Annotated in this window: 10 protein-coding genes; 3 read left to right on the forward strand and 7 right to left on the reverse strand. The window is 45.4% G+C overall.

Annotated elements, in window-relative coordinates; all coding sequences use genetic code 11:
- Positions 1-155 precede the first annotated feature (155 nt).
- Positions 156-797, reverse strand: coding sequence for a uridine kinase (gene udk, locus LYZ37_RS10400; protein WP_171321025.1), 642 nt, complete (start codon positions 795-797; stop codon positions 156-158).
- Between the two features lie 248 nt (positions 798-1,045).
- A complete protein-coding gene (gene apbC, locus LYZ37_RS10405) occupies positions 1,046-2,119 on the reverse strand; it encodes an iron-sulfur cluster carrier protein ApbC (protein ID WP_272785445.1) in 1,074 nt (357 codons plus the stop codon).
- Positions 2,120-2,274: 155 nt separating this feature from the next.
- Here apbC and metG point away from each other — a divergent pair, with 155 nt between their 5' ends.
- The 3 genes from metG to LYZ37_RS10420 all read left to right on the forward strand — a co-directional run bounded on the left by metG (position 2,275) and on the right by LYZ37_RS10420 (position 6,003).
- Positions 2,275-4,335 (forward strand): methionine--tRNA ligase, encoded by a 2,061-nt coding sequence (gene metG / locus LYZ37_RS10410; protein ID WP_272785446.1) that lies wholly within the window; start codon positions 2,275-2,277, stop codon positions 4,333-4,335.
- A 200-nt stretch (positions 4,336-4,535) separates the two neighbouring features.
- Positions 4,536-5,348: a hypothetical protein gene (locus LYZ37_RS10415; protein ID WP_171321022.1), complete on the forward strand. Its 813-nt coding sequence runs from the start codon at positions 4,536-4,538 to the stop codon at positions 5,346-5,348.
- 175 nt (positions 5,349-5,523) lie between these two features.
- On the forward strand, positions 5,524-6,003 hold the full coding sequence (locus LYZ37_RS10420; RefSeq protein ID WP_272785447.1) for a DUF1456 family protein: 480 nt from the start codon (positions 5,524-5,526) through the stop codon (positions 6,001-6,003).
- Positions 6,004-6,089: 86 nt separating this feature from the next.
- Here the strand turns inward: LYZ37_RS10420 and udp are convergent, their stop codons facing one another.
- The 5 genes from udp to nrtS form a co-directional block, all read right to left on the reverse strand.
- Complete coding sequence (udp, locus tag LYZ37_RS10425) at positions 6,090-6,848, reverse strand: uridine phosphorylase (protein WP_004748435.1); 759 nt, start codon at positions 6,846-6,848, stop codon at positions 6,090-6,092.
- Between the two features lie 260 nt (positions 6,849-7,108).
- Positions 7,109-9,409 carry a zinc/cadmium/mercury/lead-transporting ATPase gene (locus tag LYZ37_RS10430; RefSeq protein ID WP_272785448.1) on the reverse strand — a complete coding sequence of 767 codons (2,301 nt, stop codon included), beginning with the start codon at positions 9,407-9,409 and terminating at the stop codon, positions 7,109-7,111.
- Positions 9,410-9,466: 57 nt separating this feature from the next.
- Complete coding sequence (locus LYZ37_RS10435; protein WP_272785449.1) at positions 9,467-10,933, reverse strand: MATE family efflux transporter; 1,467 nt, start codon at positions 10,931-10,933, stop codon at positions 9,467-9,469.
- Between the two features lie 86 nt (positions 10,934-11,019).
- The gene (locus LYZ37_RS10440) at positions 11,020-11,436 is read right to left on the reverse strand and encodes a CBS domain-containing protein (RefSeq protein ID WP_272785451.1); all 417 of its coding nucleotides are present in this window, start codon (positions 11,434-11,436) and stop codon (positions 11,020-11,022) included.
- A 126-nt stretch (positions 11,437-11,562) separates the two neighbouring features.
- A complete protein-coding gene (gene nrtS / locus LYZ37_RS10445; protein ID WP_239825318.1) occupies positions 11,563-11,766 on the reverse strand; it encodes a nitrate/nitrite transporter NrtS in 204 nt (67 codons plus the stop codon).
- Positions 11,767-11,814 lie beyond the last annotated feature (48 nt).

An 11,814-nucleotide genomic window follows, 5' to 3' on the forward strand; every position in this document is an offset into this window, starting at 1 on the left:
AGCATTATCCTTGCTTGGTGAGCACGCCTCTTCTGCTAAGGGTTAGCTCCAAGTATAAATGATCAGGTAAATATTTATGGCGACCATAAAAAGAAAGTGGCACTAAAAGTGCCACTTATCTCATAAAAAATAAAGTCTTAAGCGTCTTTTCAGCGTTAAGCTTTCAAAAGTTTTGCAATATGAGCTTTTAATACATCGATTGCAATGCGGTTTTTACCACCACGTGGAACAATAATGTCTGCGTATTGCTTTGAAGGCTCGATAAACTGCATAAACATAGGACGAACCGTTTCTTGGTACTGCTTCAGAACAGAATCCATAGTACGGCCGCGCTCTTCAACGTCACGCTTAACACGACGAAGCAGACAGATATCCAGTGGCGTGTCCATAAATACCGTCGCATGCATTAAGTCACGCAGACGTGGGTCAGTAAGCAGCAAAATACCTTCAAGAATAATGACTTTCTTCGGTGTCATTGTCGTTGTGTTATCAGTACGGGTGTGTTCTGTGTAGCTGTACTCAGGTACTTCTACCGCTTGTCCCTTAACTAACTGCTCTAGATGTTCGCACAATAGATCATGGTCTAGTGCGCTTGGGTGGTCGTAGTTGGTTTTTACACGATCATCCATACTAAGATGGCCTTGATCGTTGTAGTAGCAATCTTCCGTAATCACACCAATTTGATGATCGCCCACTTTTTCACGTAGTTCATTGTAAATAGTGCTCGCGATTAAACTTTTTCCAGAAGCAGACGCGCCAGCAATACCTACGATGACGCATTGATTATTATCAGACATTATTCTTGCACCCGATGATTTAGATTGGTGTCATATGCTAATACTAGCAGTGCCTTTCGAAGTGAGACCTGCGTATTAGTATAAATTTAGATAAACCGCCTGATTATAGGGAGTTCAGCGATCGGTTGCCAGTCGCGATTGCCTTGATTTACTTAAATGGAATAAAAGATTTCAGCGCAATCGATTACACAGAATAAGAATAAAAAAGAGCGCCCGTCAGGCGCTCTTATTGCAGTGCATAAAGGTGGTTATTCGACCATAGTAAACATGATCGAGTCAGGCTTAGTTTTGCCCTGCCAATACAACCTGGAGCTGACCGCTTCCGCCAAAGCAAGATACTGCTGAGCATGTTCTGATTCTGGTCTCGCAGCAACCGTTGGGATACCTTTATCAATATCTTCACGCATCTGAATATGAAGTGGAACTTGAGCCAAAAGAGCAAGGCCATATTCAGTGGCCATTTTCTCAGCACCACCCGCACCAAAGATATGCTCTTTTTCACCACAATGACTGCAGATGTGGTAGCTCATGTTTTCTACAAGACCCACCACTGGCACATCAACCTTGTTAAACATTGCCGCACCTTTACGTGCATCGGCTAAAGCCAAGTCTTGAGGAGTTGTCACGATGACTGCTCCGGTAACCGGAACTTGCTGAGCCAGCGTCAGTTGAATATCTCCGGTTCCCGGTGGCATATCAATTACTAGGTAATCCAGTTCAGGCCACTCGGTTTCATTCAGCAGTTGAGCGAGCGCCTTAGCTGCCATCGGCCCACGCCAAATCGCCGCTTCATCTTTTGATACAAGGTAGCCGATAGAGTGAGTAAAAATCCCATGGGCTGCTATGGGTTGCATCCATTTGTTATCGCGAACTTCAGGTTGTGCATTGGTTTGGCCAAGCATCAGTGGCACTGAAGGGCCATAAATATCGGCGTCCAATAGTCCAACTTTGGCTCCCGACTTTGACAAGGCCAGCGCTAAGTTGACCGAGGTTGTCGACTTGCCGACCCCACCTTTTGCTGACGTCACCGCGATGACGTTCTTAACCCCTTTCACTGTCGCAGAAACATGGGTTTCGAGAGGTTTCGGGGCAACAACAATGTTGTGCGAAAATGAAGCAACCTCACCTTTATTTTGGGCAGCCTCAATCCATTCAGACAAATCCTGAGTTAACGCATTAGCTGCAAAAGGAATTTCAATAGTAAACTGATTGGCTTCAACTGACACAAAGTTCGCCGTAGACGCCCAATCAGGGGCGAGGCTTGGGTGCTCAAATTGATTTAACCAATCACAGAAATCTTGCTTTGAAGTGAACTGACGCATAGGTCCTCCTTATGCATCTAATCGTAACACTCCACCAGCCGATACTGAACCCTGAAAAAACTAAGGTATTCCAGTCGTTCCGTCTTGGAGTCACTAGTCTGATGAGGTAGTATTACTCTCTATTTTTTATACATCATTAGAAGCGAATATTAAGTATGGCGACTGATCCAAGAAAACTACTGGTCACTTGTGCCCTTCCGTACGCTAACGGTTCGATTCACCTAGGTCATATGCTTGAGCACATTCAAGCTGACATCTGGGTTCGCTACCAACGCCTACGTGGCAACACTGTAAACTTCATCTGTGCTGACGATGCTCACGGCACGCCAATCATGCTAAAAGCACAACAGATGGGAATTACGCCAGAAGAGATGATCGCTGCAGTAAGTGAAGAGCACCAAAAAGACTTCGCTGGCTTCGATATTAGCTTCGATAACTACCACAGCACGCACTCTGAAGAGAACCGCGAGCTGGCTTCGCACATCTACCTTGAGCTTAAGAAAAACGGTTTCATTTCTAGCCGTACGATTTCTCAGCTGTTTGACCCTGAGAAAGAGATGTTCCTACCGGATCGTTTCGTAAAAGGTACTTGTCCTAAGTGTAAGTCAGAAGATCAATACGGCGATAACTGTGATAACTGTGGTGAAACGTACAGCCCAACTGAACTGATTGAACCTAAATCAGCAGTCTCTGGCGCGACGCCAGTAATGAAAGACTCTGAGCACTTCTTCTTCGATCTACCTCAGTTTGAAAGCATGCTTCAAGAGTGGACACGCTCTGGCTCACTTCAAGCTGAAACGGCAAACAAGATGCAGGAGTGGTTTGAGTCAGGTCTTCAGCAGTGGGATATCTCTCGTGATGCGCCTTACTTCGGCTTCGAGATCCCAGGTGAAAAAGACAAATTCTTCTACGTATGGCTAGACGCACCTGTTGGCTACATGGCTTCTTTCAAGAACCTATGTAACAAAACTGAAGGTCTAGATTTCGACGAATACTGGAAGAAAGGCAGTACTACTGAGCTTTACCACTTCATTGGTAAAGACATTGTTTACTTCCACTCACTATTCTGGCCTGCAATGCTAGAAGGTGCTGGATTCCGTAAGCCAAACAACGTATTTGTCCACGGCTACGTAACCGTAAACGGCGCGAAGATGTCTAAGTCGAAAGGCACATTCATCAAGGCAGCGACTTACCTAGATCACCTTGATCCAGAATGTCTACGTTACTACTACGCGGCGAAGCTAAACAGCCGTATCGATGACCTAGACCTTAACCTTGAAGACTTCACTCAGCGCGTAAACGCTGACGTGGTAAACAAGATTGTTAACCTAGCCTCTCGTAACGCTGGCTTCATCACTAAACGTTTTGAAGGCAAGCTATCTGCAGAGTTCGCAGAGCCTGAACTTTACAACGAGTTCGCTGCTGCGGCTGATCGCATTGCAGAGCTTTACGAGACTCGTGAATTTGGTCGTGCAATTCGTGAGATCACAGCACTAGCAGACAAAGCAAACCAATACGTTGATGAGAAAGCACCGTGGGTTGTAGCGAAAGAAGAAGGCAAAGACCAAGAGCTACAAGACATCTGTTCTGTTGGTATCAACCTATTCCGCGTTCTAATGACTTACCTTAAACCGGTAATGCCAGAGCTTGCTGCACGTACAGAAGCATTCCTAAACGAAGAACTAACTTGGGAAGGTATTGCTGCGCCACTAACTGGTCACGAAATCACTAAGTTCAAAGCATTGTTCAACCGCATCGATCCGAAGAAGGTTGAAGCTATGGTTGAAGCATCTAAAGAAGATGCAGCAGCGGAAGTTGCAGCGAAAGAAAAAGCGGAAGCTGAAAAGAACAAAGCGAGCCAAACTGAGCTAGACAAAGATCCAATCGCAGACGAGATTGAATTTGACGCTTTCGCAGCCGTTGATATGCGCATCGCACGCATCATCTCTTGTGAAGAAGTGCCAAAAGCAAACAAACTGCTTAAGTTCCAACTCGACATCGGTGGAGAAACTCGTCAGGTATTCTCTGGCATCAAGTCAGCGTACAAACCTGAAGAGCTAGAAGGCAAGCTGACAGTCATGGTAGCTAACCTTAAGCCGCGTAAGATGAAGTTTGGTATGTCTGAAGGCATGATCCTAGCAGCTGGCCCAGGTGGTAGCGACCTATGGATTCTTGAGCCACACGAAGGCGCACAGCCTGGTATGCGTGTAATGTAAAAAGCATTACGCTTATCGAAAGCCCCGCTGATTCAGCGGGGCTTTTTTGTGCCCTTCTTCACACTTTCAGTGCTATCTTGCACCAATTAAGTTCATATGAGTGAACACTAAAAACATAAATTATTGAATTATATATAGATTATTTTTGGCACTAAACCTGCTCTACCACTTTATAGGTAATCCATAACAAGGAGTTGGTTATGTTTGTGCTCTTTTCAATCATCATTTCTTTTGTCGTGCTAGCGACTTTATTCTACTTTTCGAAAAAGCGTCATTCAGGTTTAGAAAGAAAGTTTGAGATTTTAATCCTGCTGCGCCAATTACTGTTACTGTGTCGTCAACACAGGGCAATCACCCATCAGGCGTTGACTAGCCACCACTTTGACATTCACCAAAGCCAGCTAGAAGAAAACTATGACGCTATGATGGAACGGTCGAACGAACTCATCGCCAGCGCTCAGTTTGAAAACAAACCTATGTACCGAATTCTGCAATTGAAGCTGAAAAAGCTACACAAGGAGTGGGATCAGAGAACCGTGGCTCGCAATCAGGTGATTCACGGCAAAACCATCAGACACTGTATGTTCTTAATGGATGAAATTGCCATAGCTTGGTTGATCGAGTCAGGACGAGAAGATATCAGCGATGAGTACCATATGAATTGGCAGCAGGTACTCGATAGCATGGAGGTACTTACCCAACTAAGAATTTCGATTCAGGATCTCCACTATCCAGAAGGTATGCTGAGAGTGAAATACTATTGCGATAAAACTAGGCGCAAGCTTAATCAACTATCACTCATCAGTCCGCTGTCGATTGCTTCGCCAATAAGCTCAAAGGCGATGCATGCTCTTTCAGAAATTAATGCTAGCGACGACATTTTAATGACGAATGAAGAGCTTTATCAGCTCACGACAGATATTTCACTGATCATTTCGCAAGTCTACGATCAGATGTTGTCAGATATGACAGAAAGCTTGTATCAGCCGTTACCTAAAGTCGCCCTAGCATAAAGAAAATCGTCAGTTGAAATGGGCACTCTCTAAGTGCCCTTAACTAAACGGTTGAGCCTATAGGCATGTCATTTGCTCAAGGACGTTTTATTTCTATCACCGATAGCGCTTATTTGCTAAAGTCGCGTTCGACAATATCCGGTCAACCTTGACCCTAGTAAAAAGAGCAGCTCCAGTGACTAACAATGAAATCTTGCGTCGTATCCAGCATTCGCTAAATCTAAAAAACAGCCAAATTATTAAAGCTTTTGAGCAAGCAGACTTCACTGTTGCCCCAAACCAAGTGAATGACTGGCTGAAAGCCGACTCTGACAAGTCAGTCTCTAAAATGAAAGATAAGGAACTGGCGCTTTTTCTCAATGGTTTTATCAACCTGAAACGCGGCAAAAAGGAAGGTGAGCAACCTAAGCCAGAGCAGAAGCTAACCAACAACATGATCTTCATGAAATTACGTATTGCGTTAAACATGAAAGCTGAAGATGTTTTGGATGTGCTTGAAGTTGTTGGTATTAGCCTAAGCAAGTATGAAATCGGTGCCTACTTCCGTAAACCAAGCAACAAGAACTACAAGGCGTGTGAAGACCAATTGCTCTGTGATTTCTTAAATGGCGTACAGTTCACCAACCGTCCTGATTCTGAAGAGTTTATCGCCTAGCTATAAATGCTAAGCGCACAAAAAACCTCAATCTTATGATTGAGGTTTTTAGTATCTAAGGCCGTTCTTTTAAAGAAGGCGAATTGTTAAAGCATTTTACGTGCTGCTTCAACTACCACTTTAATAGAGCGTGCTTCTGTCTCTTTTAGCGTAGAGTGGTCTGGAATCTCTTTCTGTGTACGGTTGATAATAACACCTGCCACACAGCCCGCTTTAAGACCTGAGCTCGCACACATAGTCAGTAGCGTTGCAGACTCCATTTCGAAGTTTAGAACGCCCATGTCTTGCCACTCTTGCATAGAACCTTGGAAACGCTTAACAACACGACCAGAGAAGGTATCGTAACGCTCTTGACCTGGGTAGAAAGTGTCACTTGATGCCGTAACACCCATGTGAACTGTTGCGCCAGATTCTTCAACTGCCGCTTTCATTGCTGTTGCCACTTCAAAGTCTGCCACAGCTGGGAACTCCATTGGAGCAAAGTGCAGGCTCGCGCCATCCAGACGAACCGAACCCGTCGATACGATCATATCACCGACATTTACGTGTGGTTGAATCGCACCTGTAGTACCAACGCGTAGGAAAGTACGAACACCAAGCTGCGCCAGTTCTTCTACTGCAATTGAAGTAGAAGGGCCGCCGATACCTGTTGAACAAACAACAACTGGCTTGCCGTCTAGTTCAGCACGGTAAAGCGTGTATTCGCGGTGACTTGCTAGGAATACTGGGTTTTCCATTTCTTCTGCAATTTTTTGTACACGCGCAGGGTCACCTGGAATGATCGCTAGTGTTGCGCCAGCAAGATCAGATTCAGTAACACCAAGGTGGAATACAGCTTGAGACATAGGGGGCTCCTTATTGTGGCGTAGTTGGGTTGCACATTAAACAACCGATACGCTCTATAAAATTCATCGGGTACAGGACATACTCTAGCGAACTCCTTGAAGCATTAGAGTGATAAACTTCACAACAACAACCGCAACAAATACAACATTTGCACATAAAAACGGTTTACATCACATTTTTACGCAATATAAACTCATTAGTTGCATAAAAAACAGCCCCTACATCAACAATGCAGGGGCTTTTTACTGGGTAGATTTATCTAATCTTGCTTTGACTTAAATTTCAGCAGTCTTAATGCATTAAGAGTCACGATAGCAGTCGCTCCACTATCAGCCAGCACCGCAACCCAAAGTCCAGTGATACCTAATAAACTTGTCACCAAGAACACGCCTTTCAAGCCAAGTGCGAGAGCAATATTCTGACGAATGTTATTCAATGTAGCCCGCGAAAGCTCAATCATTCCAGCAAGTTCAATCAGACGATTGTGGGTAATCGCTGCATCAGCGGTTTCTAACGCGACGTCAGTCCCACCTCCCATCGCAATACCAATGCTTGAGGCTTTCATTGCAGGCGCATCATTGATGCCATCACCGACCATGGCCACATTACCGTTTGCAGAAAGTTGCTCGACATAGCTGACTTTATCTTGGGGAAGCAGACTCGCTTTATAGTCGATGCCAATCATAGAACTGATGGCTAGCGCGCTGCGCGGATTATCTCCGGTGAGCATAATCGAGTGAATACCCAACTCATTAAGCGCTTTCACTGCTTTGGCAGAATCGTCACGCAGAGTATCTTGCCACGCGACCAGACCGATCGCTTTATGCTTCGCTTCGATAGCAACGACAACCGTCTTTCCTTGACCTTCGAGTTGCTCAATAGTCTCAACCAAAGCACTAGGTAACGTGATATCCACTTTACTTGGTGCGCTCACCTGATACTCAACACCTGAGACCACACCGCGCACACCACTACCGACCAGAGCTTGCTTGTCTTCTGCCTCAACAATCTCTAACTCAAGTTGTTTGGCTTTGTTCACTAGCGATACCGCCAGTGGATGGCTTGAACCCACTTCAATGGCGGCAACTTTTTCCAATAGCGACTGCTCTGTCCAGCCCTCTAAAGCAATAATGTCAGTGACTTCAGGTTTGCCTTTGGTTAGCGTTCCTGTTTTATCAAAAGCTATGGTTTCAACGCGGCCTAGCTGCTCTAACGCTGCGCCACCTTTAATCAGAGCTCCTCGACGAGCGGCTGCCGCTAAACCAGAAGTGATCGCGGCTGGCGTAGAAATCACTAGTGCACAAGGACAAGCAATCAGAAGCAGTGCCAGTCCACGATAAACCCAAGTTTCCCAAGGTTGAGCAAACAACAATGGCGGCGTAATGATCACCAGTAGTGACACCAGCATCATCAACGGCGTATACCAACGGCTAAACTTATCCAGAAAACGCTCTAATGGTGCTTTCCGAGATTCTGCTTCTTCGATCAAATGGAGAATACGATCAATGGCATTCTCGCCCTGCTTTGAGGTGATGGTAAATCTCACCACTTTATCGACTGCCACAGCGCCTGCCATGACTGAGTCACCTTGATAACGTTCAACAGGTATCGACTCACCAGTGAGGGCACTTTCATCAAAACTCGCTACGTCACCGATAAGCTTACCGTCAGCCGGTAACCTTGCACCCGGTGAAACTTCAATGACATCACCAGGGTGTAGCTCACTTGCCGATACTTCAATGCGCTGACCATCAACGATTTTAATCGCATTTTCAGGAACCAACTCCATTAATGCTTGCACACCACTACGGGCACGTGAAGCAGCAAAGGCTTCTAGTCGTTCACCAATGAGGAACAATAACAGCACCATTGCTGCCTCTACGGTTTCCCCCAAATAGAGCGCCCCAAGTGCTGCAACACTCATCAAGGTTTCTATCGCAAAAGGCGTCCCTGAACGCGCAAGGCTGATGGCTTTTTTACCTATGGGGTATAGTCCCGCCAAGCAGGTAATGACAAACATCCATTCACTAATTTGTGGAAGTGCTGGTTTAATTGCAGCGGCGATCGCCATAGCAGAAGCAATAGCGATAATCTGCGCATTCTGTTGAAGCACAGACTTCCAACCTGTGGATACTTGTTTTGAAGACTTTGAATTAGGGCTAGTAAAGGTAAATCCAGTATCAAGGATTGTTTGTTCGACTAACTGGGCAACACCAACATTATCAGAAGTGATTATGAGTTTTTCGGTTGCAAAAAGGACTTTAGCCTCAACAATGCCATCGACTCGATTAACGGCTGTTTCCACCTTGCGAGCACAGGCTGGGCAATCCATTCCCTCAATTTTCCAACTTTGGGTGTAACGCGCAGAGGAACTGGGCTCGCCCTCTTCGTCAGCAGGGTCTGCACCACTACTGCAGCTATTTGAGCTACAACAGCTCGACTCGGCACTGGCAACCTCTGCCATTTTAATGGTTGAGATTTTAGGGCTAGCGCAAGAGCCTGATTGAGAAGGGTTAGCCGCGACTTTGTCTGAGCGGCATGCTTGATGTTTAGTGCACATATGTTTATCTCCATTCACTGTACACTATGAGTGTAAACCTTGGAGCCTACTCCAAGGTCAAACTTTTTCTGCCGTTTGTTGCGAAATCTCTGTTGTTGAAGCGACGTCATCAATCAATACCGCATCATGACTACAGAAAGGCTGACTATTGACACTGGTAATCGAAGGATCTGAGGCTTCATGCTCAAGGCAACTTGAACGCATCAAGTCCGAAATATGCTTACGCAGCACAACAATCGCAATCAAACCGAATACCACGGTACCAATTGCCTGACCGTAAAGCACCCCAAGAGCGCCAAACCAAAACACCCCCAAATGGACAAAGGGTAAAGTGCCTAATGTCGCTTTGCCTAAGTTCAGTGCCGTTGAGTACAGCGGCTTGCCTAGATTGTTGAACGAGGTATTGGCAACGAACTGTGCACCGTTGAAAATAAAGCTCACCGCGACATAGGTACAAAACGCTGCAACGATGACTTGCGCATCACCGTTTAGGCTGAACATACGAATAATCAAATCTTGAGCGAAGTAGAGAATGATACAAACAACGATGGTGTAAAGAGTGGTGACAATTAAAGAGTTATTGAGTGTCTCTTTAACGCGATCCATACGCTCTGCGCCGTAGTTCTGACCGATGATCGGCCCAACAGCCCCTGAAAGCGCAAAAATTACCGCAAAACAGACTGGTGTGAGTCGACCTATCACTGCAAACCCAGCAACATAGTTTTCACCGAATCGAGCAATAGCTGAGGTAACAATCGCATTACCAATTGGCGTTGCAATATTGGTGATAATTGCGGGTATCGCAATGGCAATAATAATTTTTAGGTTGCTTAACCACACTGCGTAGTTAAATCTCGCGGCGAGTTTATGTACACGGATAAGTGGGTAGATTGAGAAAAACAGCACAGTAAAGCGAGCAAATACAGACGCAAGTGCTGCACCTTCTACATTCCAACCAAAACCGAAGATGAATATTGGATCTAGAATCGCATTAACAATGCCACCAGCTAGTGTTGCCCACATCGAACGCTTTGCATCGCCCGCGGCACGTAACCCCGCCCCCGCAGCCATTGCAACTGCGATAACAGGGCCGCTAGGTAAGATTATTCTTAAGTAGGCTTCCGCTCTCTCAGCGGCGACGCCATGCGCACCGATGGCTTGAAGCAGCTCTGGAATATAGGCAAACATCACCGCCGCGACTATTACACTGATCGTCACTGCAGTGAACATAATACTTGTGCTCAGTTCACGCGCATGTTGCTGTTGCTTGGCACCAATAGCTTTGGAAACCAGCGCCCCCATCGCAATAGAAGTACCAATAGAGATGGAGGTTGAAAAGAAAACTAACGTCCCGGCAAAGCCTACCGCAGCGGCGAGTTCAACCTGACCCAACATACTGATAAACAACATGTCGATAAGGTCGACCACAAATAGTGCCATTAGACCAACAGACCCAGCCCCCGACATAACCAAAATATGTCGCATGGTTGATCCTTCAACAAATTTGGCACTTTGGTCTGACATTCGGCTCTCCTGTTAGGCTTTGCTCTTCACAGCAAAAAAGAAGAGGTGCTCATGTGCACCTCTTATCTATTTAGTGAATCAATATGTTACACCGGATGCTTAAAGCAATCTTCGATATTTTTACCAATAGCGCGTAACACATCCCTACGCGTGATGATGCCCACTAACTTACCCGAATCAATCACGGGATAAACTTTTGGTTTGCCTACTTTCATCATCTCGGCAAGTTCAATAATTGAGGTCTCTGAGGTAACCGATAGTACTTCTGGGTGCATACAGTCTGAGACGATATGGGTGTCTTGGCAGTAATAGCTCACCTTAATAAGCTTATCGAGCAAGTCCTGACCAGAGAGGAAACCGATCACTTCCTTTTTGTCGTTGAGAACCGGACCACCCAAATATTTTGAGTTCATAACCTTATCTAAAGCGGCACTGAGCGACATCTCCGGCGTAAAGGTTACCGCTTGCAATGTCATATAGTCTTTTACTTTCAATGATTCCATCTGTGTCTCCTTAACGTGCAAGCTACGCTGCATATACTGTAATTGTTGTCTAATTTCTTGATTTTACTAAATGGAAAACAACAATTTTTACAATAGGTGCTGACTATCACGTTTCACAAACCCTCGCTAATCGCATTGAGCCTTAGCATCACGATTCGCTAACCAACTACTAAACAATGAAACACTAAAAGGCACACAATACGTCAGACAAGCCTTGAGCCAGTTTAGGCTTGAGGCTCCAAAAATGGCGTCATATTGATTGATGATATTGAGCAAAGTTCCCACCACCAAGGCAATGATGATGGCTCTTTTAAATACGATGTAGTTCATCTTTCATCCTTTAGTGACATGCGTTCCAAGATTAACTGTCTAAACTAT

The sequence above is a fragment of the Vibrio tubiashii genome (assembly GCF_028551255.1).
GTDB classification, from domain to species: Bacteria; Pseudomonadota; Gammaproteobacteria; order Enterobacterales; family Vibrionaceae; genus Vibrio; species Vibrio tubiashii_B.

What these genes read in the sequence shown, in the direction of transcription:
- udk (WP_171321025.1), bottom strand. Translation starts at nt 797, where the DNA reads ATGTCTGATAATAATCAATGCGTCATCGTAGGTATTGCTGGCGCGTCT.
- apbC (WP_272785445.1), bottom strand. Translation starts at nt 2,119, where the DNA reads ATGCGTCAGTTCACTTCAAAGCAAGATTTCTGTGATTGGTTAAATCAA.
- metG (WP_272785446.1), top strand. Translation starts at nt 2,275, where the DNA reads ATGGCGACTGATCCAAGAAAACTACTGGTCACTTGTGCCCTTCCGTAC.
- LYZ37_RS10415 (WP_171321022.1), top strand. Translation starts at nt 4,536, where the DNA reads ATGTTTGTGCTCTTTTCAATCATCATTTCTTTTGTCGTGCTAGCGACT.
- udp (WP_004748435.1), bottom strand. Translation starts at nt 6,848, where the DNA reads ATGTCTCAAGCTGTATTCCACCTTGGTGTTACTGAATCTGATCTTGCT.
- LYZ37_RS10430 (WP_272785448.1), bottom strand. Translation starts at nt 9,409, where the DNA reads ATGTGCACTAAACATCAAGCATGCCGCTCAGACAAAGTCGCGGCTAAC.
- LYZ37_RS10435 (WP_272785449.1), bottom strand. Translation starts at nt 10,933, where the DNA reads ATGTCAGACCAAAGTGCCAAATTTGTTGAAGGATCAACCATGCGACAT.
- LYZ37_RS10440 (WP_272785451.1), bottom strand. Translation starts at nt 11,436, where the DNA reads ATGGAATCATTGAAAGTAAAAGACTATATGACATTGCAAGCGGTAACC.
- nrtS (WP_239825318.1), bottom strand. Translation starts at nt 11,766, where the DNA reads ATGAACTACATCGTATTTAAAAGAGCCATCATCATTGCCTTGGTGGTG.